This window comes from Maribacter sp. TH_r10 (assembly GCF_033101095.1).
GTDB lineage: Bacteria > Bacteroidota > Bacteroidia > Flavobacteriales > Flavobacteriaceae > Maribacter_A > Maribacter_A luteus.
Genome location: NZ_JAWMPY010000002.1, coordinates 729113 through 755417, shown reverse-complemented (window position 1 = coordinate 755417; position 26305 = coordinate 729113). Strand labels below are relative to the sequence as shown.

General features: G+C 38.8%; 16 protein-coding genes and 1 tRNA gene. 7 read left to right on the top strand and 10 right to left on the bottom strand.

The genetic code is table 11. The features are described from left to right. Positions 1-46: 46 nt before the first annotated feature. The gene (gene ccsA / locus R3X28_RS08660) at positions 47-3226 is read left to right on the top strand and encodes a cytochrome c biogenesis protein (RefSeq protein ID WP_317663979.1); all 3180 of its coding nucleotides are present in this window, start codon (positions 47-49) and stop codon (positions 3224-3226) included. A 34-nt stretch (positions 3227-3260) separates the two neighbouring features. On the opposite strand, the gene R3X28_RS08655 is transcribed toward ccsA, so the two are convergent. Continuing rightward, positions 3261-3854, bottom strand: a complete 594-nt coding sequence (locus R3X28_RS08655; protein WP_282054773.1) for a DUF4405 domain-containing protein — start codon at positions 3852-3854, stop codon at positions 3261-3263. A gap of 278 nt (positions 3855-4132) precedes the next feature. Here R3X28_RS08655 and R3X28_RS08650 point away from each other — a divergent pair, with 278 nt between their 5' ends. Together R3X28_RS08650 and bshB1 are read left to right on the top strand one after the other, a co-directional pair. Beyond that, on the top strand, positions 4133-5314 hold the full coding sequence (locus tag R3X28_RS08650; RefSeq protein WP_317663978.1) for an aminotransferase class I/II-fold pyridoxal phosphate-dependent enzyme: 1182 nt from the start codon (positions 4133-4135) through the stop codon (positions 5312-5314). A gap of 80 nt (positions 5315-5394) precedes the next feature. Beyond that, a complete protein-coding gene (gene bshB1, locus R3X28_RS08645) occupies positions 5395-6117 on the top strand; it encodes a bacillithiol biosynthesis deacetylase BshB1 (protein ID WP_154365194.1) in 723 nt (240 codons plus the stop codon). Here the strand turns inward: bshB1 and R3X28_RS08640 are convergent. Then, positions 6114-8210 carry a tetratricopeptide repeat-containing sensor histidine kinase gene (locus R3X28_RS08640; protein ID WP_246200137.1) on the bottom strand — a complete coding sequence of 699 codons (2097 nt, stop codon included), beginning with the start codon at positions 8208-8210 and terminating at the stop codon, positions 6114-6116. The two genes, bshB1 and R3X28_RS08640, sit on opposite strands and share 4 nt — an antisense overlap. 268 nt (positions 8211-8478) lie before the next feature. Here R3X28_RS08640 and R3X28_RS08635 point away from each other — a divergent pair. Then, positions 8479-8554 (top strand) — tRNA-His (locus tag R3X28_RS08635). 59 nt (positions 8555-8613) lie between these two features. On the opposite strand, the gene R3X28_RS08630 is transcribed toward R3X28_RS08635, so the two are convergent. Beyond that, on the bottom strand, positions 8614-10173 hold the full coding sequence (locus R3X28_RS08630) for a M28 family peptidase (protein WP_317663977.1): 1560 nt from the start codon (positions 10171-10173) through the stop codon (positions 8614-8616). A 334-nt stretch (positions 10174-10507) separates the two neighbouring features. Here R3X28_RS08630 and R3X28_RS08625 point away from each other — a divergent pair, with 334 nt between their 5' ends. Continuing rightward, positions 10508-12091: an aldehyde dehydrogenase (NADP(+)) gene (locus R3X28_RS08625; RefSeq protein WP_317664083.1), complete on the top strand. Its 1584-nt coding sequence runs from the start codon at positions 10508-10510 to the stop codon at positions 12089-12091. A 58-nt stretch (positions 12092-12149) separates the two neighbouring features. Here R3X28_RS08625 and R3X28_RS08620 read toward each other — a convergent pair whose 3' ends face one another. From R3X28_RS08620 to R3X28_RS08590, 7 genes are all read right to left on the bottom strand, one after another. Beyond that, positions 12150-13298, bottom strand: coding sequence for an efflux RND transporter periplasmic adaptor subunit (locus tag R3X28_RS08620; protein ID WP_317663976.1), 1149 nt, complete (start codon positions 13296-13298; stop codon positions 12150-12152). Positions 13299-13357: 59 nt separating this feature from the next. Further along, positions 13358-17695, bottom strand: a complete 4338-nt coding sequence (locus R3X28_RS08615; protein ID WP_317663975.1) for a CusA/CzcA family heavy metal efflux RND transporter — start codon at positions 17693-17695, stop codon at positions 13358-13360. Between the two features lie 69 nt (positions 17696-17764). Continuing rightward, entirely contained in the window at positions 17765-18106 is a 342-nt protein-coding gene (locus R3X28_RS08610; RefSeq protein ID WP_246200138.1) for a hypothetical protein, read from the bottom strand. A gap of 447 nt (positions 18107-18553) precedes the next feature. Continuing rightward, complete coding sequence (locus R3X28_RS08605; protein ID WP_317663974.1) at positions 18554-19228, bottom strand: SGNH/GDSL hydrolase family protein; 675 nt, start codon at positions 19226-19228, stop codon at positions 18554-18556. A gap of 121 nt (positions 19229-19349) precedes the next feature. After that, a complete protein-coding gene (locus tag R3X28_RS08600) occupies positions 19350-20204 on the bottom strand; it encodes a hypothetical protein (protein ID WP_317663973.1) in 855 nt (284 codons plus the stop codon). 106 nt (positions 20205-20310) lie between these two features. Further along, complete coding sequence (locus R3X28_RS08595) at positions 20311-20958, bottom strand: chloramphenicol acetyltransferase (RefSeq protein WP_317663972.1); 648 nt, start codon at positions 20956-20958, stop codon at positions 20311-20313. Further along, positions 20959-22443: a S10 family serine carboxypeptidase-like protein gene (locus tag R3X28_RS08590; RefSeq protein WP_317663971.1), complete on the bottom strand. Its 1485-nt coding sequence runs from the start codon at positions 22441-22443 to the stop codon at positions 20959-20961. A 357-nt stretch (positions 22444-22800) separates the two neighbouring features. Between R3X28_RS08590 and R3X28_RS08585 the strand changes: the two genes are divergently transcribed. Beyond that, on the top strand, positions 22801-24414 hold the full coding sequence (locus R3X28_RS08585) for a phosphatase (RefSeq protein WP_317663970.1): 1614 nt from the start codon (positions 22801-22803) through the stop codon (positions 24412-24414). A 75-nt stretch (positions 24415-24489) separates the two neighbouring features. After that, on the top strand, positions 24490-26304 hold the full coding sequence (locus R3X28_RS08580) for a cytochrome-c peroxidase (RefSeq protein ID WP_317663969.1): 1815 nt from the start codon (positions 24490-24492) through the stop codon (positions 26302-26304). Position 26305: the final 1 nt, after the last annotated feature.

Below are 26305 nucleotides of genomic sequence, written 5' to 3'. Positions count from 1 at the left end.
AATACCTTATTTTTGCCCACTGTGGATAATTAGGTATGATGCGCTTATGAAAGATCTGTTCAAGAAAATATTCTTCTCAACCCGTTTAATGGCGGTATTGTTCATCGTTTTTGCTACGGCGATGGCCTTTGGTACCTTTATAGAAAGTTGGTACAGCACGGAAACAGCCAGAATTTGGATATATAATACTACCTGGTTCGAGTTGATCATGGTTTTCTTTGTTATCAATTTCATAGGAAACATTGCCAAATACAGACTTTTGCGAAAAGAAAAATGGGCAGTATTGATGTTGCACCTTTCTTGGATCCTGATCATACTTGGTGCTTTTGTTACACGATATATCAGTTTTGAGGGGATGATGCCTATACGGGAAGGAAATTCTGAAAAGGTTTTCTATTCGGACAAAACGTACTTAACCGTGAATATCGATGGGGAAATAAATGGGGAACCTCGCAGAAAAACGTTGGAAGATGATCTTATAGTAACTCCGGAAGCCTTAAAATCCAACCTGCCTTGGAACAATGATTTCAATGGGCAACCCTTAACTATTTCTTATGTCGGTTTTATTAAAGGTGCCGAAAAAGGTCTGGTTCATGATGAAAATGGAAAGGAATACCTTAAAATCGTGGAAGCCGGTGAAGGTCAACGACATGAACATTTTCTTGAAAATGGACAGGTAGCCAATATCCATAATATTTTGATATCCTTGAACAAAGAGACAGAAGGTGCTATTAATATTTTTGAAAATGATGGCAACTATCAAATCAAATCGCCTTTCGAGGGGAATTATATGCGCATGGCAGACCAAATGCAAGGAGTCTTGATCAAGGATAGTTTGCAAACACTAATGTTACGTTCACTGTACACTACGGCCGGAATGCAATTCGTAATACCTGAACCCATAATCCGAGGAACTTATGATATCGTCAAGATTCCGGAAGAGGAAGTGACACCGATGAGTCAAGACGCATTGGTGGTTGAAGTCAGTACCAATGGGGAAACCGTGCAGCAAAAATTATTGGGGGGTAGGGGCTCATCTAATTTTTCGGATAAAATAAATGTCGGTGGTTTGGTTTTTTCAATGGCCTATGGATCAAAGGTGCATGAACTTCCTTTTAGTATAAAATTAAATGACTTTATCGCGGAAAAATACCCAGGCACGGAAAGAGGATATGCATCTTTTATGAGTAAGGTGACCGTAGAGGACGAACGTCCTTTCGATTATGATATTTATATGAACCATATTTTGGACCACAAGGGGTATCGTTTTTTCCAATCTGGTTTTGATCCCGATGAACGTGGAACCACGCTTTCGGTAAATCATGATTTTTGGGGTACTTGGATAACCTACATTGGATATTTCCTCTTATATGCAGGATTAATGGGCATTATGTTCTTTGGGAAAACCCGTTTTAAGGATTTGGCCGAATCATTGGATAAATTAAAAGCAAAAAAAGCAGCCTTGACCATACTTTTGGTTTTTGGATTCACGCTAGGATCATTTGCCCAAGAACATAACGAACATGACGGACATGACCATTCAGCGGCACCTACACCACATCAAATAGATTCGATACTTATGGCTAGCATTATTGATGCCGACCATGCAGAACGTTTTGGAAAGTTGGTGGTACAGGATGAAGGTGGCCGAATGAAACCCATCAATACCTTTTCATCCGAATTACTGCGGAAATTGAGCTTAAAGGATAAGTATCAAGGCATGAATTCCGATCAGGTTTTTCTTTCCATGATGATGAATCCTGCGTTATGGTACAACGTAGAGTTCATGGCACTTGATAAGAAAACCCAAAACGATAGTATTCGAAAGATCATAGGCGTACCAAAAGGGAAAAAATACGTAAAAGCCTTAGATTTCTTCAATGAAAAGGGACAGTACAAATTAGAACCCTATTTAAGGGAAGCTACCACGAAGAGCAACCCGAACAAGTTTGAACAGGATTTTAAGGATGCCAATATTCGCTTAAGTCTATTGGATCAGGCTTTAAGTGGACAGATTTTAAAAATATTCCCCCTCCTGAACGATGAAAACAATAAATGGGTGTCAGCAATTGAATATCGTGGCGGACAATATCAGGTTGCCGATTCACTTTATGCCAATTTCATAAAGAACGCTCTACCTTATTATTTCATGTCTTTGAACAAGGCCAGGGAATCAGGGGATTATACAGAGGCCGATAAGTTATTGGCGGCCTTCAAACAAAACCAAACCAACCATGGTGGGGAGGTTTTACCTACCGAGAACAAGATAAATACCGAAGTCGTATATAATAAACTCAATATTTTCAACCACCTGTATAAAGTTTATGTCCTGGTAGGTGTTTTAATGTTCTTTATCTTGATTTTTCAGATTTTCAAGGATAGGGAAATTTGGAGAATAGGAACCTATTTCTTTAAAGGAACGATTATTATCCTATTCTTGTGGCATACAGCAGGTTTGGTATTGCGATGGTATATTTCGGGACATGCACCGTGGAGTGATGCCTATGAAAGTATTCTTTATGTTTCATGGGCCACTATGGGTATGGGATTGCTCCTAGGACGAAAAAGTGATATGACCATTGCTGCATCAGCTTTTGTAACCTCGATGTTATTATGGATAGCGCACCAAAGTTGGGTAGACCCTTCAATTGCAAATTTGGTCCCTGTACTTGATAGTTATTGGCTTATGATCCATGTTGCCGTAATCGTGGGTAGCTATGGTCCTTTGACCGTTGGTATGATATTGGGGGTCGTTTCCCTCATTTTGATCATCCTTACCAATAAAAAGAACAAAAAACGGATGCAGCTGAGTTTAAAGGAATTGACGATTATTAACGAACTGGCATTAATGGTAGGTTTGGTCATGCTGACGATCGGTAACTTCCTTGGTGGCCAGTGGGCCAATGAAAGTTGGGGTAGATATTGGGGATGGGACCCCAAAGAGACATGGGCATTGATTTCGATAATGGTCTATGCCTTTGTCATACATGCCCGATTGGTGCCGGGTATGCGAGGTAGATGGCTTTTCAATTTCTTAAGCGTTGTGGCTTTCGGAAGCATAATGATGACCTATTTTGGGGTTAATTTCTATCTTGTTGGCCTACACAGTTATGCTAGCGGAGCCCAAGTAATTACCCCGGTATTCATTTGGTATACTGTTTTTGGTGTTCTCGTTTTAGGGGCTTTGAGTTACTGGAGGTACTACGTAAATTATGAAAAGAAGTGAAATTAAATAGGCCAAAACCTTCAAAACGTTTGGGTCAAGGCCTGTAATCATCCAATGCTTTTCTTAGATCTTCCATTTTAAAATTATACTCGTTTTTGAGGTCTTTTAATGGTGTGTCTTTTGAAATGTTTTCAGGTAAACCCAATTCCTTTAAAAAATAGGAGAGGGGTACATTGGTTTGTGTTTCAATATCCCTAAAGGTCATTGACCCCCGTATGGCCTCACTCCGTGATATAACAGGAACAACCATATCCGATTTACTGTTGTTACCCTTAATGGAACTTTCGACCGGGGTAATGATAGGTGCTATGGCAAGTGCTATGAGCGCTAAGAACCCAACTAATCCCAAGGCTATCCTTTGTCCTGATTTAGGTTGTTTTTTTCCCTTGGTCAAGCTCACGATCCATCGCCAGTGGAGAAATACATGAAAGGCCAAAACCACTAGAAATATTACCGCTATCCAAAAATGGATATCACCCCATTGGTGTCGATCCAGTGTCCAAATCGTATTATAGTGTCCACTTCCCTTTGGAAGATTATAATAAAGGATAACTCCTGTGGATACAAGTAAGACAAAACAAATAAAAGCTATAATATCCACTAAGTAATTTTTGGTGGGTGTCTTCATTTCTGATGTTTATTAATTATTTATACTACTTTGAAGTAATGTGCTAAAAGGGTTTTACTATTGGTGCTACACTTTTGTTGTTCATATTCAATCCACCAAAATTAGAGTCCGGGTATCAAAAACCATATGATGTAAATCATGTTGAAATCAGCGCTTATTTCGATCGGATTACTTACTAAAAATCCTAAAGCTGGTTGTTCATTATACAATGGCGTATACATTTCTTGATTCGTATTGGTCTAACAAAAGAAATTCATAACTTTAACTCTTCATTAAAAATGAAAAAGAACGTTATGAAAAAAGGGTTGAATACCATATGCACGCATGAGGGTGAATTAAACGATGAACAGTTCAAAGGAGCGGTTTCCCCTTTGTACATGAGTACTTCCTATGCTTTTGAAGATGTTGAAGTAAAACGTTATCCGAGATATTTCAATACACCGAACCAAGTGGCCTTATCTCAAAAAATCGCCGCCTTGGAACATACCCAGGCCGCAATGATTTTTGGAAGCGGAATGGCCGCGGTCAGCACTGCATTATTGGCTTTTTTAAAGGCCGGTGACCATGTTGTTCTACAAAAGACTTTGTACGGTGGTACTTATAATTTCGTGAACGAGGAATTCTCGAAATATGGTATAGCTTATTCCTTTACCAATGGACTTGAGCCTGAAGATTTTGAATCTAAAATAAAGGAGAATACCAAAGTCATTTTCGTAGAAACACCATCTAACCCATTACTTACGATTACTGATTTGGAAGCCGTGGCCAAAATTGCGAAAAAGCATGGATTGGTTTCTATGATCGACAATACATTTGCAAGTCCGGTAAACCAGAATCCTGCCGATTTCGGCATTGATGTCATTATACATAGCGCAACAAAATATATGGGCGGACATTCAGATATATGCGCTGGTGCCGTTGCTTCTACCGAAGAACATATGGATCGTATTTTTCAATTGGCAAAAAACCTAGGGGGGAGTTTAAGCGATTATACCGTTTGGCTCTTAGAGCGAAGTATAAAAACCATGGGTATTCGCGTAAAGGCCCAGAATAACAATGCCCAACATATGGCAGAATATCTTGAGGCACATTCCGAAATTGACAAAGTATATTATCCAGGTTTGCCCAACCATCCGGGACATGAACTGGCCAAATCGCAAATGCATGGCTTTGGTGGAATGCTTTCTTTTGAATTGAATCCAAAATACGATGCTTCCCTCTTTCAAAAAGCCCTACAATTGATAAAACCTTCAATGAGTTTGGCAGGGGTCGAAAGTACGGTACTTTCGCCTGCACAGACGTCACATGCGCTTATCGGGCCCGAAGAAAGGATAAACCAAGGAATATCTGATGGATTGATTCGTTTTTCAGTGGGAATAGAAGAACCAGAGGATTTAATTGCCGATATAGAACAGGCATTAACGAAAGTCAGGGATGGAAAGATTGGGCTAAAAGTATAGTAAATCGTTTAAGCCATTGTGACAACAAGATAATATTGGTTTTACCCTGCAATCGCAGAGTACATAAATAAAAAACATAAATGAAATTAGATATATTGGTTTTCGGCGCGCACCCAGATGATGCCGAATTGGGAGCAGGGGCAACTATCGCCAAAGAAGTTGCCAACGGAAAAAAAGTAGGTATCGTGGATTTAACACGAGGTGAATTGGGAACAAGGGGTTCTGCCGAGATCCGGGATATGGAAGCTGCAAAGGCAGCCAAGATTTTAGGGGTTACGGTTAGGGAAAACCTGGAATTTGCCGACGGGTTCTTTGTGAACGACAAAAAGCATCAAATGGCAATTATACGGATGCTAAGAAAATATAGGCCTGATATTGTATTGTGTAACGCTATCGATGACCGACATATTGATCATGGAAAAGGTAGTAAACTGGTCAGTGACGCTTGCTTCTTAAGTGGATTGATAAAAATAGACACAAAAATAGAAGGTGATGACCAATGGCAAGAACCATGGCGCCCTAAACAAGTATACCATTATATTCAGTGGAAAAATTTGGATCCGGATTTTGTTGTTGATGTTTCTTGCCATATTGATGTTAAAAGACAGGCTATTTTGGCTTATTCATCACAATTTCATGACCCAAATAGCGATGAACCCGAAACACCGATAAGTAGTAAGACGTTTTTGGACAGTGTAGATTTTAGAGCGAGGGATTTAGGCCGATTGATAGGGGTAGATCATGCTGAAGGTTTTACCGTTGAACGCTTTCCCGGAGTTAAAAGTTTATACGATTTAATTTAACCGGCTTTCTGAAACTTGTTTCTCATTTTAGGCAAGGTAAAATAAAAGCACGATCCATTGGGTATTGTGCTTTCTACCCATATTTCGCCATTGTTCTTCTCTACCATTTCTTTACATAAGGAAAGACCCAATCCAGTTCCTTTTTCATCATTGGTGCCATAAGTGGTTATACTCGAGTTCTTTTTGAAAAGTTTTTTCTGGGTTTCAAGATTAATGCCCACACCGGTATCCTTGACCGATATCTCCCAAGAAGTACTTCGTTCACTAACATCAATGGTTATTTTCCCATTTTCAGGGGTAAATTTTATAGCGTTACTCAAAAGGTTACGAAAAACAATGTCTATATGGTCATTATCGGCCCATGAGAGTACATTCGATTTTATTTTATTCACAATACGAATAGATTTTGCCGTTGCGGTTTCTTCCAATAAGTTTATATTATCATTAACAAGGTTTTCCAAGCATATAATACTTGGTTTGGTCGTAGATCCGTTCATTTGGGTTTGCCCCCAAGAAAGTAAATTGTTCAGGGTAAAAGAAATATTGTCGAGATCTTTACCCAATTTAGGTATAAACTGTAAAAAATCATTAGAACCTATCTCACCGTTTCTATACAATTGTAATAAACCTTGGAAAGCTGCAATGGGACCACGTAAGTCATGACCTATTATTGAGAACAATTTGTCCTTGGTTTCATTGGTAGCACGTAGTTTTTTTTCATTTTCGACCAATTTCGCCGTTTTATTATAAAGTTCAACGTTCAATCTCTTTTGAACCTTTTCATTTCTTCTGACGATTAGGGTAATGACCAAGAATATGACCAAAATAAGTAAAGCGATATAAATGTACCTTTTTTGACTCGCTAGAGCCTTTTCATTTTCAAGAATGAGCTTTTCCTTTTGCTCCTCAAAATCAAGCTTGGTGACTAGCATAGTCAAACTTTTCTCATTCTTGTTTGAAATAATCGTATCATGTAGTGTTTGGTAGAGTTCATGAAACGTTAATGCAGATTTTAGATCGCCTTTGTTTTTATTTATCCTATATAAGGTATTGGCACTTTTTTGTATTTCTTCATGAAATTTCAATCTTTTGGATAATTCAAAAGCTTTTTGGGCATATACTTCTGACAAGCTGTCTTTATGTTGCCCTAAATAGGCTTCGGCAATACCATTCAGTAATGAGGTTTCTCCGCGATCATCATCAACGTTATGATGCATCATTTCACCTTGTTTGTACCAAAAAAGAGCCCATTTATAATCTTTGGATTCAAGATAGGCCTTACCCTTAACTTCGTAAGCATAGGCCAACCAGTCCATTATTTTATGCTTTTCAAAAACACCTATACTACTATTGATATTGTACATAGCATACTCCAATTTACCCATATCTGCATATACTGAAGCTAAATTGCTCATTGTTTTTGCCGTATTGATCTCATCCCCGATTTTTTCATTGAGTTTCTTTACGATTTTGAAAAAACCTATAGCTTGATCGTAATCATTTTGATCGGCATATAAACTGGCAATGTTCTCGTTGAGTATGGCTAGCATCTTATTGTCACCGATAAGACTTGCTAATTCTATACTTTTTAAATACCTACTCAATGATTCTGCATAATCACCCTTATAATAATAAACATTGGCAATACTATTTTCTATTCCAAGTAAAAGTTTATTACCAAGTAAGAGTTCATCGTCCTTGATTCTTTTTGCAACTTCATATGCTTTTTGATAGTAGTAGATTGCTTTATCATAATTACCCTGGTCTTCATAGAAGTTTCCGATTCCGGTCAAAGAATTGCATTGACTGAATTTGTTTCCCGATTCAGAGGCCAATTTTAAAACTTCGTTGGAAATTAGATGAAGGCTATCGGAATTATAATAGCGAATTTCATCACCCAACTTCATTAGCATATTAATGTAATGACTATCATGGGGGTTGAAATCCTTTTTTAAACGTAGCTGTTTTATTTGGTACTGAAGACTATCCCTTCTAGGTACTTGGGAATATAATTGTGTATATCCCAAAATCATAGCAATGAAAATCAAGGCTAACTTTTTAATCGGGGACATTTGGTTAATTTTCGGTTTCAAACTTAGGGTTTTGAAAATAGATATTCTTAATTCGAATAAAATTAATCCCTATTTGCCCTGAGGGACAATAAATGTTGTGAAACTGCGATTTTTGTGTGTTTTATCGTAGTAAAAGTGTATTTCATCGATGAAATGAGATTAGAGCTCTAATATACCCTTCATAATTTATACGAACCATAATTTTAAAAATGATGATTCTTTTAAAAATATACCTTGAATTAGTTGGTAAGATCAATGAAAAAAAATTAACTTTGCACCCGCTTTAAATGGTGGTTGTAGCTCAGCTGGTTAGAGCGCTGGATTGTGGTTCCAGAGGTCGCCGGTTCGAACCCGGTCTTCCACCCAAAAGACAAAGCCCCGACAGAAATGTCAGGGCTTTTTTTGTTATGCATGATGATATAAATTATTTTAGGTCTTTATCCACCTTTATTCTAGTATCGCGATTCGCTATTTCCCAAGCGGTATGGAATATTAATCTAGTACGGTTTTCCAAGAGGTCGTAATTTATTTTATCTGGGGTATCCGAAGGTCTGTGATAATCATCGTGGGTACCGTTAAAATAAAAAATTACCGGAATATTGTTTTTGGCAAAGTTGTAGTGATCGCTCCTATAATAGAAACGATTGGGGTCATGGTCGTCATTATACTTATAATCAAGCTCTATGTCCATGTATTTTTTGTTTACTTCTTCTGAGAGGTTATGTAATTCCGAACTCAACTTGTTGGATCCGATAAGATAAATATAGTTTCGATTGCCATCCCGCTTGGGGTCTATTCGGCCTATCATATCAATATTTAAATTGGTTACTGTCTCTTTCAAAGGGAATATTGGTTGCATATCTGTATAAAATTGCGAACCGAACAGTCCTTTTTCTTCACCTGTTACATGAAGAAAAACCACGGACCGTTTTGGTCCTTTTCCCGCATCGGCGGCTTTTTTGAAAGCTTCCGCAATTTCCAGGAGGCCTACCGTACCCGAACCATCATCATCGGCACCATTGTTTATTTCCCCTTTATCTGTTATACCAATATGGTCTAAATGGGCGGAAATGACCACATATTCATTGGGTTTGGTGGATCCTTTTATAAAGGCCACGACGTTTTCTGACTCAACTATTCCTCCATCGGCATTTAATTTTAGATTCAAATCCGTATTTAAATCCTTACTAATGGAAGTGTTCATTATGTCCGGATATAGTGCCGTTGCAACATTTTTATTCAAAACAACATTGATGAAAGTAGGACCGTCAGTTGTTTTTAAGGATAGTTTACCTGAGGAACGTTTTTTTCTTCGATTGAAATAATTCTGATATCTCGAAAAATTTGTATCGTCAAAATATAACATGCCAAGTCCGCCATGCTCCTGTATAGCCTTTGAACGTTTACCATAGGCATCGGAAACCTTACTCCATTTTGAATTATACGTAGTACCCGTAACCTTGTATGTACCATCGGCATTCATGGGTTCACCGAACTTCACCAACACTAATTTCCCTTTTATATCAATACCCTCAAAATCACTGTAATTCTCATCATCAATACCATATCCTGCATATACCATATTGCTAAATTGGCCTTGGGCAGCCTCAAAGGCGAGCACATCTTCCCCCAATTTATATTCCTTACCATTTATTTGCAATTCACCTGTGGGCATTACATCCCTCATTAAAGGGACTTGCTGATAGTAGTCACCATCTTCCTTTGCTGCGGGAATTCCCATAGCTTTATATTGTTCTTTAATATAGGCTGCGGCTTTCTTTTCCCCACGTGTTCCCGTTTCACGACCTTCAAATTCATCCGACGCATAAACGAACAAATGTTCTTTAAGTTCTTCCGAGGTTATGGTTGCAGCATAAACGGACTCAGCTGATGGGGATGTATTTGCATTATTTTCCGGAACTGTTTTTTGGGAAGAGTTACAGGCCATTGCCAAACCAACAGCGATCAAAACCAATTTATTCATTAGGAATTATTTTTAATGGTATCAAAAATAATGAAAACCCAAGTTTAAGTGCTTCTATTTGAAATCTACTTGGTTTTATGGGCCTATTTAATATTTCTAATGCAATGAGTTATATCTACTTTGATACTAAACAATGATATGTTTAAATAATCAAAAAGGAAAAATATCATTGAAAAGGGATTAAAACGCTTAAAATGCCAATCCATAATTTAATTAACCGAGGTCTATTAATGATTTTTAAAGAACCTATTTTTCAGCGATTGGGACTAAGTTTAAGATAATATTCTATAATTTGGTCCTTTGATTAATAAAGGATATTTAAATGAGTACCATTATGATTACTGGAAAGAACTATATTGGCAATACCCTATCCTCAAAAGGGAATAAAACGTATACAACTTATAACCCTCAGTTAAATATCGAAAATGGTTTTTCTTTTGTTGAAGCCACTTCCGAAGAAATCGATGAGGCAGTAGGTTTGGCTACAACGGCCTCTATTGGGTTTGGGGCCATGTCAGGGGTAAAAAAGGCCGATTTTTTAAATGCCATAGCCGATGAAATTTTAGCATTGGATGAACTATTGATCAAAACCTATTGTTCCGAGACTGGTTTACCTGAAGGAAGGGCTATTGGTGAAAGGGGTAGGACCATAGGTCAATTGCGGGCCTTTGCAGCATTGGTCAAGGAAGGTTCTTGGGTAGTAGCCTCTATAGATACTGCCATTCCTGATAGAACACCTGTACCTAAACCCGATTTACGAAAAATGCTCATTCCCTTAGGTCCCGTAGTAGTTTTCGGAGCAAGTAATTTTCCTTTAGCCTATTCAACAGCAGGTGGCGATACCGCGGCTGCTTTTGCTGCTGGTTGCCCGGTAATCGTAAAATCCCATCCCATGCATGCCGGTACAGGCGAATTGGTAGCTTCGGCAATCATTAATGCCGCTAAAAAAACAAATATGCCCAATGGTGTTTTTTCAAATTTGAATAGCAGCGGAATTGAAGTAGGTTCTGCCTTGGTAAAACATCCCGGAATAAAGGCCGTTGGTTTTACAGGGAGTATCGGAGGCGGTAGGGCTTTGTTCAATTTAGCCGCACAACGCGAAGAACCTATTCCTGTTTTTGCCGAAATGGGAAGCGTGAATCCCGTTGTAATACTGCCCGAAGCCGTAAGTAAAAGGGGCGAAGACTTGGCCAAGACATATGCTGGGTCAATCACTCTAGGTACCGGCCAATTTTGTACCAACCCAGGATTATTGCTCGGTATAAAAAGTGATGCACTTACTGGTTTCATAACTAGACTTTCTGAAGAAATAATCAAAATAGAACCTAGTTGTATGTTGCATCCGAATATTATCGGGGCCTATGAAACTAAAAAAGAAAAAGCCTTGTCTCAGAACGGATTGCAAGTGGCTGCGGAAATACAACTGAATGTACAAACAAATTATGCCCGACAAACCGTAACCACTGTAGAGGGCAAAACATTTTTACAGAACACCACGCTGCACCAAGAGGTTTTCGGACCTTATTCCATAGTGGTACAATGTGAGGATATTGCACAGCTGAAAGAAATCATCAAGAACCTTGAAGGACAGTTGACCGGCACCATAATTGCCGAAGAAAATGAATTGGAGGCACATCAGGATATAACCATTGCCTTGCAGAATAGGGTAGGAAGATTGATTTACAATGGTGTACCGACAGGAGTGGAGGTATGCCCTTCAATGCAACATGGTGGACCTTACCCTGCTTCAACCGATAGTCGTTTTACTGCCGTAGGTATCCATTCCATTAAAAGATGGGTACGACCAATCAGTTACCAGGATTGGCCAGATAGTCTATTGCCCGATGCCCTGAAAAATTCCAATCCGTTGAAAATTTCAAGGTTGGTCAATAACGAGCAGACAAAGAATAGTTTGTAATCAATTCATTAAAGGCCCTGATATTAAGGAATAACCATTAAATCATCAATTGTTTACTTTATTCCGTTTCACCGATAAGATTAAAGGCTCCCTGAACCAAGAACTTGTCATTAGCTTCAAAATCGCTACTATTTTTAATCATAGTGAATCCATTGAAACTATCACCGGTCATTACTTCCTTACGGGTAAAACTATAGGAATCACCCACTGTTTCATTCAAAAGAACATAATGGGAATCGTCCATTGATATGATGGCACTTTCAGGCAAAGCGGACTCCTTGGTTGAATCTGTGATAATTTGGGCATCGACGAACATACCCACTGCAAAATTGTGGTTTTCATCATCCAATAAATGGCCATGAACCTTGACCGTCCTATTCTTCAAATCTATTGACGTCCCTACCAAATGCACTTCAGCTTCATAGAATTCATTATCGGCTTCAGGAATCTTAAAAAGGATTTTTTGTCCTTCTTTTATCTTAAGAACATCCTTTTCAAACACCGAAAGTTCAAGATGTACATGGTCTGTATTAATGATTTCCATAATCTCATCCGAAGGGGAAACATAAGTACCCTTACTTACGTTCAATTTGGTTACACTACCATGGATAGGGGCGTAAAGGGTAATGGTCGAAGTAATATTCCCGGCCTCCACCGAAGCGATATTGATGTTCAACATTTGAAGTTTTTTCTTTAAGCCGTTGTAATTTGCCAATGCACTCTTATATTCACTTTCCGCTTTCAGAAAATTTTTCTGTGAGCTGATCTTTTCCTCAACAAGTGTTTTTTGACGTTCGTATTCCGATTTAAGGAAGGTAAGTTGCTGGGCAGTTTCAAGATAGGTTTGCTGCATTTCAACAAATTCCGGATTTTCCAATGTGACCAAGACTTGTCCCTTTGAGATTTTATCCCCGATCAATAAGGGCGTTATCTTGACATAACCTCCGATAAAAGAACTGATAATGGCCCGGTTTTGAGGTGGCACATCTATCATTCCCGTTGTGTTGATTAGAGTAGGAAAGGGCTGTTCCGATAATTGCCCCAATTGCATTTTATTGCTATCGAACTGGGCCTTAGTCAATTCAATTTCATTTTTTTGGATGGTGTCCTCGGTAGTTACCGTATTTTCACCATTGCTTTTTGATTCCCCGCAGGCTAGAATCATAAAGGCCGATATTAAGAATGCTATATTTTGAAATGATTTCATAACGTTTATTTTGTGTTTCGTACGATTCGTTTTTATGTTCTCGGTATAAAATTTGCCGATCATAAGGTCAAATGATTTAAGGCAATTACGGTTTGGTTGTAATTGTTGAGATTCTCTAAATAAGATAGGGTAATACGATAGGCATTTTCCAAGCTTTGTATATATTGGAAAAAATCGATTTCCCCATTTTGAAATCCAACCGAAGCGGTTTTCAATATTTCTTCGGAAAGGTGTTGTCCGTCGTGCTCATAATAGCTTAATGTCTCTTCATATTTACGCAGTTGCCCCATCAATTTCCCATGTTTTAGGTACAATTGGTTCTTATACTCCACCGACTCCTCAATAGCCATATCCTTTGCGATTTTCGCGGCCCTGATTTTCGCGGCCTTGCCATTGAAGAGTAAAGGTATTTTCAATCCTACCTGATAACCATAAAGATGTTCCCCTAATCCGGAGTTGGTGCCTTGGAAATAATCAAAATTGATATCGGGCAAGAGGGATTGTTTTTCATAACCGCTTTTCGCCTTAAACCAATCATTTCTATGTTCATAAAGGGCTAAACCGATATTCTCGGAAATCCCTGCGGATTGCAATTCCAATTTATTTAATGGCATATGGGCCACATTAACGGGTTCATCAATCTGAATCGTTTTCTCTAGTTGGTCTTGGGCCAAGACCACATCTTCCTTAGCCTGTTCATACAGGGCTTTGAGTTCTTTTTGTTTGGCTTGCGCCGTAATCTTCTCCAAATAGTTGGTCTCGCCCAATTCGAATCTTCGCTGCGAGGCATGTGCGAATTTCTGATAAATACTGTCTAAATACCGGTATACCTGGGTTTTCTCCCGCTCGTACAATAATTGGTAATAGGCAGAGGCAATTTCACGCTCAAGTAGTTGTTTCTGTATTTCAAAATTGCTTTCCTCCATACGCAAGTTTGCCTTGTTGATTCGCTTACCTGCAAAATAAACCGTCGGAAACAGGATGCTTTGTTGTACCCCATATACGTTCAACGGTTTATCGTTAAAGGCCAGATTGTTTTGATCGTAGGAATAATAGACCTCTGTTTTATCAAAATCAAAGGCACTACCTACCAAAGCCTTGGAGGATTGGGTTTTAAGTTCAGCAGCCTTAAGACCGGCATTATTTTGCAATGCCAATGCCCTAATTTCATCAAAATGCAATCCTTTGTCCTGGCCATTGATCTGCACGCTCAACCCAATAAGCAATAGAAAAATCCCTAAGTTTTTATTCTTTTTCTTTTTCAAAATACGCTTTGATTTGATTTTTGTGTCGAAAATGGCATATAGTACGGGCAATACGACCAAAGTAAGAAGCGTTGCGGTAACAAGGCCTCCAATGACAACGGTAGCCAATGGTCTTTGAACTTCGGCCCCTGCGTTGGTTGAGACTGCCATGGGCAAAAATCCCAATGCCGCCGCGGCCGCTGTTAGTAAAACAGCCCTTAAACGATCTTTAGTCCCTTGTTTTATTAGGGCTTCAATATCTTCCATACCCTGTTCCTTTAATTCCTTAAAATGTTCTATAAGTACAATTCCGTTCAATACTGCAATACCAAATAGCGCTATAAATCCCACACCTGCAGATATACTGAAAGGCATACCGCGCAACCAGAGTAAAAACACACCCCCAACAGCTGCAAGGGGAATCGCGGATAAGATCATCAACGCTTCCTTGATTGAATTAAAAGCAAAGTAGAGCAAGATAAAAATGAGGACCAATGCTACCGGCACGGCTATTTTCAACCGATTTTTGGCACTTTGTAGGTTTTCAAACTGCCCGCCATACGTAATGGTATACCCAACGGGAAGCTTTAGTTGCGATTCGAGCTTATTTTGAACATCGGTAACCACGGATTGTAAGTCCCGATTACGCACATTGATACCCACCACGATTCTCCTTTTTGTATCATCCCGTGAGATTTTGGCAGCTCCTTTGGTATAGGAGATATCCGCAACTTCATTCAATGGTATTTTTGCTTCGGAAGGCAAGTCTACATAAAAGTTTTTGATATCATCAATATTCCTTCTGCTCTCATCGTCTAACCGAAGGGCAAGATCAAAACGTTTTTCCCCTTCAAAGATGCTACCCATCGTACTTCCTCCAAAGCCCATGGAAATCACTTTGTTCAAGTCGCTGATATTCAATCCGTATCTGGCAATTTTATCCCTTTTGAATTTTATGTTCATTTGTGGAAGGCCTGCTATTTTCTCCACACTGATATCGGCTGCTCCCTTAACATCCTGAATCAACCTTTTGATTTCATTTCCCTTTTTGTTGAGTATACCCAGATCATCCCCAAAAATCTTAATGGCGATATCGGCTCGTACACCCGTAATAAGCTCATTGAACCGCATTTCTATTGGCTGGGTAAATTCTACTTCCATACCTGGGATAATACCGAGGGCTTCCTTGAATTTATCGGCAAGTTCATCCTTGGAATCGGCAGATACCCATTCCTTTTTTGGTTTCAGGGTAATGATAACATCGGTTTCTTCCATAGACATCGGGTCTGTTGGTACTTCTGCAGCACCGATCCTGGTAACCACTTGATCTACCTCAGGAAATTTTTCCAATAAGATTCTTTCAATTTGGGTAGTAGTCTCAATGGTCTTGCTCAATGATGTACCTGTCTTAAGTATAGGTTGGATTACAAAATCACCTTCGTCCAAAGTGGGAACGAACTCACCGCCCATGGTAGTGAAAAGATATATGGCGGATACAAGTAAAAGTCCAGCGATCGACAAAACCAATTTTCTACTTGCCAAAGCCCATTTTATGGTAGGGGCATAAAGTAGATTTAGAAAACGCATTAGGCGTACCGATACATTCTTATCGGTAATCCGTGAAGGTTTCAATATTATGGATGAGATTACCGGAACATAGGTAAAACAAAGGAGCATGGCCCCGATCAATGCAAAACTGAAGGTCAATGCCATAGGTTTGAACATCTTACCTTCTACACCACTTAGTGATAGGATGGGAATAAAGACAATAAAAATAATCAACTGGCCAAAAATTGCGGAATTCATCATTTTAGAAGCACTTTGAAGGGTAATCCTGTCCTTGGCCTCTTGTACGTCTTTTTCGGACATTTGCATTAATTCCGTTCGATTAGAGGTAATTTGAAAGGCAATAAACTCCACTATGATCACAGCCCCATCGATGATGATACCAAAATCAATTGCCCCCAAACTCATTAAATTGGCATCGACCCCAAAAATATACATGAGTGAAAGGGCAAACAACAGGCATATCGGAATCACAGAGGCCACAACTAATCCCGATCTTAAATTTCCTAAGAGCAGTACCACAACAAAGATGACGATAAGACAGCCTAGTATAAGGTTCTCTGCCACAGTGAAGGTTGTCTTGCCTATCAATGCACTTCGCTCTAAAAATGGATTGATGTAAACACCCTCGGGCAACGTTTTGGAAATTGAGGCTACCCTATCTTTAACGGCATCGATGACTTTTTTTGAATTGGCATCCTTGAGCATCATGACTTGGCCCAATACTTTTTCCCCTTCACCATTACCGGTAATAGCCCCGAATCGAGTAGCGCTACCAAAGCCTACCTTTGCAATATCTTTGATTAAGATGGGAACCCCATCTTCATTTTTCACTACGATATTCTTAATATCCTCAAGAGAAGTTACTAGTCCTTCTCCCCGTATAAAATAGGCTTGGTTGTTTTTTTCAATATATCCACCACCAGCAACACTATTATTATTTTCCAATGCATTGAAGATTTCACCCACAGAGATATTCATTGCATGTAATTTCTCGGTATTGATAGCAACTTCATATTGTTTTAGATAACCGCCCCAGGTATTGACTTCAACAACCCCGGGTATTCCCGACAACTGGCGTTTTACGATCCAATCTTGTATAGTGCGTAGATCCATGGCGGAATATTGATCTTTATAGCCAGGTTTCGTATCCAAGACATATTGGTAAATTTCACCCAAACCCGTGGTTATTGGGCCCATTTCAGGAGTACCGAATCCGTCTGGTATTTTTTCTGAAGCCGATTTTATTTTTTCGGCAATTAGCTGCCTGGGTAAATAGGTGCCCATATTATCCTCAAAAACAATGGTCACCACTGAAAGTCCGAATTTGGATATGGAACGAATTTCCACAACTCCGGGTAAGTTTGCCATTTCCAACTCTACAGGGTAGGTGATGAATTGTTCTATATCCTGTGTCGAAAGGTTTTGCGATGTGGTAATAACCTGTACTTGGTTATTGGTTACATCGGGTACGGCCCCAATAGGGATCTGCGTAATGGAAAACAGACCGAAACAAATAATAAAAAGGGTAAGCAGAAGAACGAATAGTTTATTCTTTATGCTGAATCGTATGATTTTTGTTAACATAATCCATGGTAATAAGTGATACAAACCATCCAAGTCAATACAACAGGGATGAACGAAATCAATTAAGGATTATGCTTGTTTTGGAGGTTGGAAAATGTCGGATTTTTCTAAAAAGGAATAATTGTCCAGATAATAGAAATTGGTCGTATAATTAAAAACAGGAACTGTATTTACTACCGGAACCTGTAATTTATTGACCATATAGACCACAATACTGTGCGAACAACAATGATTGTTAAAGGGAAGTTGTTCGTGATCCTGTTTTTCTTCTTGATGGTCTTGTGAATGTTCCTCTTCCAAGGCACCGTAATGTTTGGACAAAAAGACCAAAAAATTATCCCCGTATTTATCAGAATGAAACTGGGCATGCTCAATTAAATCGTCTATATGTGCCAAGTCACGAAAATCCATACCAAAACTTTGGATGAGTATCAATATTGACAACGATATGGATAAATATTTAGACATATGTAAAACAAAGATAGCTATTATTTCAAATTTTAAGACAACAACATATCGACAAAGCTTATATAACTATTGTTTTTATATATTGATAATCAGTAGTTAAGCACATTAAAAACAAATTTACGGAAAGATCATCCATTGTGCCATGATATAGGTTGGCCAGACATAAATAATAGCTTAAAATGTAACAACCTTAATCCTTGGCCTTATCATAAAACTGCCAAATAGGGGTATGGTTCAGAAAAAATAAATCTGGAACCGTTAAGAATTTAACGCATATAGGGTATTGATCAGCCCCTAATTAAATATAAACTTCTATTGAATGGGTCTTATAATTAGGGATTACCCCAAAATATAAAAAGCACCCTTACTATAAGAATCGACATTACATTGTTATTTTTCCATGGCCTTCGCTATAGCTGCTTCTGCCAAAGGAGCCATTACCTCGTAACCCAATTTTGTTGGGTGTACTTCATCTAAGGCATATTTTTTGGGTAATCCGTTACGTTCATCGACCATGACTGAAAAATAATCAAGATAAATATGGCCTTTATTTTCAGCATATTCTTTCAACATAGTATTCAAATCGATTATTTTTTTTGACGGTTCCAATCCGGGTTTCCATGGATAATCATATGCGGGGAGTACCGAGGAAATTACCACTTTTATCCCGTTGGCCTCCGCCAATTCGGCCATCGATTTAATATTATCCGCAATCATTTCCAAGGTAGACGGACCCGTATTGCCTGCTATATCATTGGTACCTGCAAGAATTACAACCACCTTGGGCTGCAAGGCAATAACATCTTGTCTAAATCGTAGAAGCATTTGCGGAGTGGTTTGCCCACTAATTCCCCTGTTGATATATGGTTTACCTTCAAAAAATTCGGGTACGGTATTGATCCAACCAATAGTAATTGAATTTCCCATAAACACTACGCGGTCTTCCCCTTCTTCCGGCAAACCGATTTTATCATTATCAGCTCTGAATTGTTGAAGATTAGCCCAATCTTGGGCTTGTGAAGAAGTTATCATTAAAAAGGTTATCAAGACTACTATAGATCTCATTGCTCTCTATTTTTTATTTGGATAATAAAGATACGGCATTAAGGGATATGCGTAGTTTGATAAATAAAAAAACCTTGGCAAATCTCTTTACCAAGGTCAATTATATCTTAAATATTTCTATTTACTCACAAACAACATCGGCACCTGTACTATCCCAGCAATACCAAGCATCATTTTCAAAATATGAAGGGGCCATTACCCGACCATAAAATTCCGATCTGCTCCATTCAATATCAACATCTATGAAATCTTCATATTCAGAATCATAAATATGAACATCATAAAACACATTATAATCACCTTCTTGCAAGCCATATTCCAGGTAACTGCCATAAAAAAGGTCATCACCGCCATCTTCATCCAACTCACGTACCCATGTGTATTTGATACTGCCGATTTCATCATTTTCACGACTCCATTGTATATTGATAATAGGAGTAGGGGTTTCCACATTTTGATTAAGTGTCCATTCCCCACTATTACCGTCTAAAGCCGAAACACCTGAGAACCAAAGGAATTCATTGAAAGGCGCTGTACCTGCCTTGGATACGTACATCTCCCATATTACCCCATCACTGGTCAATTCTCCTGTAAGTCTAGCCGTATATTCACTGGCAAACCCATCAACAGTATACATCCATTGCCATGTATTGTCTCCAATAAATTCTGACTCGTGGGAAAATGCACTTTTAAATGAGGCGATTGGTACGGCTAAATTGGTGAACAATGCCGTGTTCCAAAATCCAACGACCAATCTTGGATACAACCAGTTTTCACCTATTTTGGCTGTCGAAGCAGTTTGTTTGTCAGCGGTTGAGGAATCATCAAGAAAATCATCGAAATCAACCGCCATTGATTCATATGGAGGTAACACCAACGCATCGGCATTTACATCATTATCTTCATCCGAATTATCACAGGAGAAATTCAAAATAAGAACAAATGCCCACAAGGCATGTATCAGTTTAGTCTTCATAACGTTTAGGAATATTTTTATGTTACAATTATGAAAACGGATTTTCAGCCTTAAAATTGTAAATCAACCTATTAGATAAGTAGGCCTTAAATTAAACGTAAGCAGACTATTTTTTAAAGATAATATTGGATGGATCGGAAGCCATAGTTTCAAAATCCTGAAAAAATTGTCCAATATGCCTACCATCAACTATAGCATGATGTGCTTGTACCGATAAAGGCATCAAGGTCTTTCCGTCCTGTTCAAAAAACTTACCCCAAACGATTCTCGGTACACTGTCCGAAGGATGATAATGCATGGCATGCTGTAAACTAGTAAAACTTACCCAGGGGAAAGTAGACATGAATAAAAAATCATCACGTCCTTCTTCATCTTCCAATGATGGGTTCGTTTTCATCTTTTCCATAACGGCTTTGGCTTTTGCAAAAAACGTTTTTGAATCCAATGAAAAATCAACCGTACAAAAACTAAATACATCCGCGACATCTGTAGAAACTGTAAATGAAGGATGTACTAAAGTATGTTCAACCACTTCATCCCCTCTAATACGCCATCTAAACTCAGGAATCTTATTGGCCGTGTATGACAGGAAATAGACCATTCCTATATTGACCGGCAATTTATTGTCCTTTAAAATGGAGAGTAGTTTGCTGATATCCACATTTGCGGTTACATTGAAATGAGGATGGTTCATTTCCCTAAAGAAATCAAAATGTTTTTTTCGATGCGGGTTACTGAATTCGATTGTTTTCATTCAATATTTTGCACTTTTTCCATTAGATAAAGTTCGTTGGATAAAGGTCCGAATATCGTCATTGGCCTTCTTTAGATCCTCTTTTCTCAAGTACATCATGTGACCGCTTCTGTACCCTTTGAATTCAAAGCGATCTTTCATACGGCCACTCGGATCTACCTGCCACATGGTATATTTTGCATTGAAATAAGTAGTTGCGCCATCGTAATAACCAGATTGAACCAGTACGTTCAAATATGGATTTTGTGCCATGGCCTGTCGAAGATCGTCGCGGGTATTGTCTTTTTCGTTGTTCCAAGGATGAACAGGTCCGAACATATTGTATTTAATATCTGTCTTGAAATTCAATTCTTCCTGTAGGTAATAATTGATCGCCGGGGTGAAGCTATGCAACCAAGAAGTTAATTCAGCATTATAATCGGGACGTTCACCAAAGGATTGACGGTCTATCCCTAAATAACGGGAGTCTAACCGACCTGTGGTATATCCTTTATCCTTTAAGATGTGCTTCCAAAAATATCCCGTTGGCACAACTAAATTTTGATCAAGGATCTCTTTTTCCGACAATCCCGAATAATAAGCCATTTTTTTGGCGACGGCGTTCTTTTCAGCACCATCTATAAATCCGCCTTTACTAAGGGCAGGGATCAAACTGTTGAGGGTAAACTCTTCAGCTTCCGGTAAAATATCCAGAAGGTCTTTTTGTTGCAATTCAGAAGGTAACTGTTTGTGGTGCCAAGCCGTAGCCGTATAATATGGAAGGTTCATGGCATCCGACACAGGCCCGCCTCTGCGTATTACCTTATAATCTGCAGGAGAAACCATGATAACCCCATTCAGATACATCCATTGTTGGTTTTGCAAAGCCAATGAAAGTCCCATAACCCTTGTGCCCCCATAACTCTCCCCAATGATATATTTCGGGGAACGCCATCTATTGTTACGGGTTACGAAAGTGTTCAACCATTCGGCCAAATATTTGATATCGGCATTTATTCCAAAGAATGTTTCCCGATCCACTTCCTTACCCGTTTCGGGTATCGTTCGTGAATAACCTGTATTTGCAGGATTAACATAAACTATGTCGGTAACGTCCAAGACTGAGTATGGGTTTTGATTAACACCATAAGGTTGCACAGGATAACCTTCATCATCTATTTTGAGTATCCGAGGACCGGTATAAGCTAAATGCATCCAAACCGAAGCGGAACCGGGACCTCCATTAAAAGATATCAGCAAAGGTCTGGAAGCCCTATCTTTTACATTGTTTTTAGTGTAATACGTATAATGTAACGATGCAATGGGTTTGCCAGATTCATCCCAAACAGGTTGCGTACCCGTTTTTGCCGTATAATTAATGGGATTACCGTTTATCGTAACACTATGCTGGGTTGTGACAACGGTATCTACAGGTAGTTTTCGCTCTTGGGCATTCATTATGGTCAAGCCTATTGCCAGACTTAAAACAAGCAGTCGAATTTTCATAATATCAATGGGATTGGTCTGGTTTAAAATTAGGGATTTTGATTGAATATATCATCGATTTGGTTCTTAAGCCTTTAAAAAGAAAGTAAATATGATATATTCAATCAAAATATCTAAAATTAGATTACTTCGGGATACGGAAAATAGTAGAGGGAAACAAGAATAATTATCATGTCACTTCTGTGGTACATGTACCGTAAATACCAGTTTCATGTTTACGAAAACTTAAGTTAACAAAAAAGTTACTTAGTAACGATATCATAATATCCCGTATTCATAAAAACCATTTTCAGTTAACATTATCCTTTATGTGTCCCTATACTTTTGGGTCAACAATAATCAATAAACTGAATGACAATGAAAAACTCAAAAAAATTAATTTTAAAAACCTTGGTTCTTTCCTTGATAGGTTTGACCATTTATAGCTGTGACCCAGAAGATGGAATCGACGGAGTCAATGGTATCGACGGTGTTGACGGCCAAGACGGTGTTGATGGGGAAGATGGAGAAGACGGAGAGGATTTGACCCTTACCGAATTGACCCCTTTGACGAGTTCAGTAATATCCAATGATGTTTTTGAATTAAAAGGCAGCTTTGCCAGTTCTGCAAATCTCGAAATGATTTTATCCTCAGCGGATATACTTCCCTCAGATTCCACCTTCGTATATGGCTCTTATATGGATGGGGCCGCTCTTTATCCCTATGGTGACGGTACTTTTGCATTTATAAACAACCTGGAAGCTGATTATTCCATAGCAAGAATTAGAATGAATGCCGATTTACAACCTTTGGAAGGTGAGTATATCGTTAATTCAACTGCTACTGCATTTACAGCCATGTGTTCCGGTTCTTCCATTACACCTGAAGAACACGGATTTGGACCTCTTTACCTTTCTGGGGGCGAATGGGGTGGAAGCGCCGTTGGTGTTTACAAGGTAAATCCTTTCCGTTCTACTGATGATAGGGTAGAAGCAGATAGATTACCTGCACTTGGTGAGTGGGTTACTGAAAATGCAGTTGCCATTGGTAAAGATGCATTCCCTGGTAAAACAGTTGTTTTTATTGGTGATGATGATAGTAACAACGAATATCCAGAAGCACATTTTGCAATGTATGTTGGTGGTCTTGGTGATCTTAATGGAGGGGATCTATATGTTCTAAGAGGCAAGAACCCAACTGAATCCGCCATTGGAGAAGGTGGCCAATTATTTGAAATGGGTATGGCTGAAGATATGGAATATGATGTAGAATGGGTAAAAGTAACTGAAAGAACATTAAATGAATTGAACCAAGAGGGAATAGATTCACTGGCAATTGGTTTCCAAAGAATAGAGGATATTGATTGGAGAAGAGGTTCTGCAGAAGCAAATCGTGAGGTTTACTTTAATGCAACGGGGAGAATTCGCGGAGACAACCCTGATTTAAATAATAGGGGAACTGCTTTTGGTCGAGTATATAAGCTAGTTCTAGATGCCGAAGATCCCACTGCCGATGCCAAATTAACTGTAGTTGTTGATGGTGATCTGGAAGGTGGTAAAGGTGATGGATTGCACTCTCCGGATAATATCTTGGTAACGGAGAACTACGCATACATTCAAGAAGATCCCAATGGCTATGCAGATCTAAACCCGGAAATCACTGGTTATGCCAAATTATGGCAACTTGATTTAAATACAGGTGCTTTTACTGAAATAATGGAATGTAACCAAACCACTGCTTCAGGCATGAATATAGGTAATACGAATAGCATGTGGGAAATTACCGGTTTAATCGATGTTACTGACATTATAGGAGCTTCAGAACCTACATTCGTCGGTGGGGCACAAGTTCACGGTTGGAGACCAGATGCAAATCCTGAAACTGCTGTTAGAGCTGATGGGCAACTATTTGTTGATCCTACAGCTATTGATGAAGATGTTGCAACCAAAGAAGGTTCTTTCTTATTTAAGATCACCGGCCTTCCTAGATAAGTTTTTTTTGACAATCAAATTAAAAGGTTCCCTCTACGGGAACCTTTTTCCATACTCAAATAGCACCTATTATAAATGAAATTTTTAAACCTGGTTTTAGTCTTAAGTTCCTTTTTATTACTGTTGTTTTCCTGTAAAAACGAGCCTATAAAATCGATAACCACGGACAAGGACTCCCTTTTCAACGAGGATATCAGACAGTATTATTTTAAAGTATTGGACAGTGCTGCTTTCTATATGGCGAAAATCGATACTATTTCTTCTTTATCCGATAATAAAGCTAACTTCCTTAAAAGCCGCGAATGGTACAAACGGGCCGAACCGATTATGATAGCCTACGATTATGAAAATTACCTCTCTATGAACGCACCAAACCTTTTGAAAGTGGAAATGGAGGATTTTACCGATATCAAAAAACAAAAACCTAAAAGTTACCAAGTAATCGAAGAACTTTTGTTTGCGGAAGAAAAGCCATTGAACAATGAACTTCAGAGTGTATTGGACTATTTGAAAGCGAGGATTCCGTACATGCGAAAAAACCACATTATCTATAAACAAAGGGATAGGCACCACCTAAAAATGCTGCGAGATGCGATTGTCAATATTGCAACAAAGGGAATAACGGGATTTGATTCACCAATTTTGGCAAATTCATTAAAAGAGGCTGTTTATAATTACGAGACAATCAGTACGGTTATAGGGATGTATAAAAATACCTTTAAGGATAACAACCTATACGAATCTTGGTTAAAAGAGATAACAAGTTCCATAAAAATGCTCAAAGACGGGGATTTTGACACCATTGATAGATACACCTTCATAAAAGACCACACCAATAAACAATTACAATTGGTAAATAGTACGGCCAAGGACTGGGGAGTTCAATTAAACACCTCACGGGCTCTGGATCCTGCAGCTACCAACGTATTTTCAAAAACATTCTTCAACAAGAAAATGTTCGCCCTACAAGGCTCACCGCCAATTTCCGAAGAACGGATAGCCCTGGGGAAACAGTTGTTCAACGATCCGTCATTTTCCAGTACGGGAACCATGAGTTGTGCAACTTGCCATATCAAGGAAAAAGCTTTTACCGATGGCAAGCCTAAAGGAATAGGAAAAAATGGAGCTGAGCTTCAAAGAAATACACCAACCTTACCTTATGCCGTTTATCAAAGGACTTTCTTTTATGACGGAAGGGGAGATGGTTTGGAGGGACAAATCGTAGGCGTAGTCAATAATGAGAATGAGTTTCATTTGGATTTGAATACCATGGATGATAAAATAAAGGGAAACCCTAAATATATTGAACAGTTCAATGTATTATACGGAGGAAAGATCAACAACTTGAATGTACGTAATGCCATAGCTACTTATATACGAAGTCTAACCCCGTTCGATTCCAAATTTGATCGCAACATGCAAAACCTTGAAAACACCCTCACCACGGAAGAAATAGAAGGTTTTAATCTATTTATGGGAAAGGCCGCCTGTGCTACTTGTCATTTTCCTCCTGCATTTTACGGTACGGTACCACCAAAATATGATGAAACGGAGTTTGAAAACCTTGGGGTGACACAAAATACCGATTTTGCACATCCGGTTTTGGATAATGACCCTGGTTTATATTATCCCTATGAAGTTGATGAAAAGCGCAATTTTTTCAAAACTTCAACGGTACGTAATATAGACAAGACCGCCCCTTACATGCATAATGGTGCTTTTGAAACCTTGGAAGATGTATTGGAATTTTACAATGCGGGTGGGGGACAAGGTCTAGGCCTTGATGTGCCATACCAGACATTATCTCCCGATTCCTTACTACTAAGTGATAATGAGACAAAAGCCATAATCGCTTTTATGAAAACCTTGACGGACAAAGATTACGAGTAGT

What these genes read in the sequence shown, in the direction of transcription:
- ccsA (WP_317663979.1), top strand. Translation starts at nt 47, where the DNA reads ATGAAAGATCTGTTCAAGAAAATATTCTTCTCAACCCGTTTAATGGCG.
- R3X28_RS08655 (WP_282054773.1), bottom strand. Translation starts at nt 3,854, where the DNA reads ATGAAGACACCCACCAAAAATTACTTAGTGGATATTATAGCTTTTATT.
- R3X28_RS08650 (WP_317663978.1), top strand. Translation starts at nt 4,133, where the DNA reads ATGAAAAAGAACGTTATGAAAAAAGGGTTGAATACCATATGCACGCAT.
- bshB1 (WP_154365194.1), top strand. Translation starts at nt 5,395, where the DNA reads ATGAAATTAGATATATTGGTTTTCGGCGCGCACCCAGATGATGCCGAA.
- R3X28_RS08630 (WP_317663977.1), bottom strand. Translation starts at nt 10,173, where the DNA reads ATGAATAAATTGGTTTTGATCGCTGTTGGTTTGGCAATGGCCTGTAAC.
- R3X28_RS08625 (WP_317664083.1), top strand. Translation starts at nt 10,508, where the DNA reads ATGATTACTGGAAAGAACTATATTGGCAATACCCTATCCTCAAAAGGG.
- R3X28_RS08620 (WP_317663976.1), bottom strand. Translation starts at nt 13,298, where the DNA reads ATGAAATCATTTCAAAATATAGCATTCTTAATATCGGCCTTTATGATT.
- R3X28_RS08615 (WP_317663975.1), bottom strand. Translation starts at nt 17,695, where the DNA reads ATGTTAACAAAAATCATACGATTCAGCATAAAGAATAAACTATTCGTT.
- R3X28_RS08610 (WP_246200138.1), bottom strand. Translation starts at nt 18,106, where the DNA reads ATGGATTTTCGTGACTTGGCACATATAGACGATTTAATTGAGCATGCC.
- R3X28_RS08605 (WP_317663974.1), bottom strand. Translation starts at nt 19,228, where the DNA reads ATGAGATCTATAGTAGTCTTGATAACCTTTTTAATGATAACTTCTTCA.
- R3X28_RS08600 (WP_317663973.1), bottom strand. Translation starts at nt 20,204, where the DNA reads ATGAAGACTAAACTGATACATGCCTTGTGGGCATTTGTTCTTATTTTG.
- R3X28_RS08595 (WP_317663972.1), bottom strand. Translation starts at nt 20,958, where the DNA reads ATGAAAACAATCGAATTCAGTAACCCGCATCGAAAAAAACATTTTGAT.
- R3X28_RS08590 (WP_317663971.1), bottom strand. Translation starts at nt 22,443, where the DNA reads ATGAAAATTCGACTGCTTGTTTTAAGTCTGGCAATAGGCTTGACCATA.
- R3X28_RS08585 (WP_317663970.1), top strand. Translation starts at nt 22,801, where the DNA reads ATGAAAAACTCAAAAAAATTAATTTTAAAAACCTTGGTTCTTTCCTTG.
- R3X28_RS08580 (WP_317663969.1), top strand. Translation starts at nt 24,490, where the DNA reads ATGAAATTTTTAAACCTGGTTTTAGTCTTAAGTTCCTTTTTATTACTG.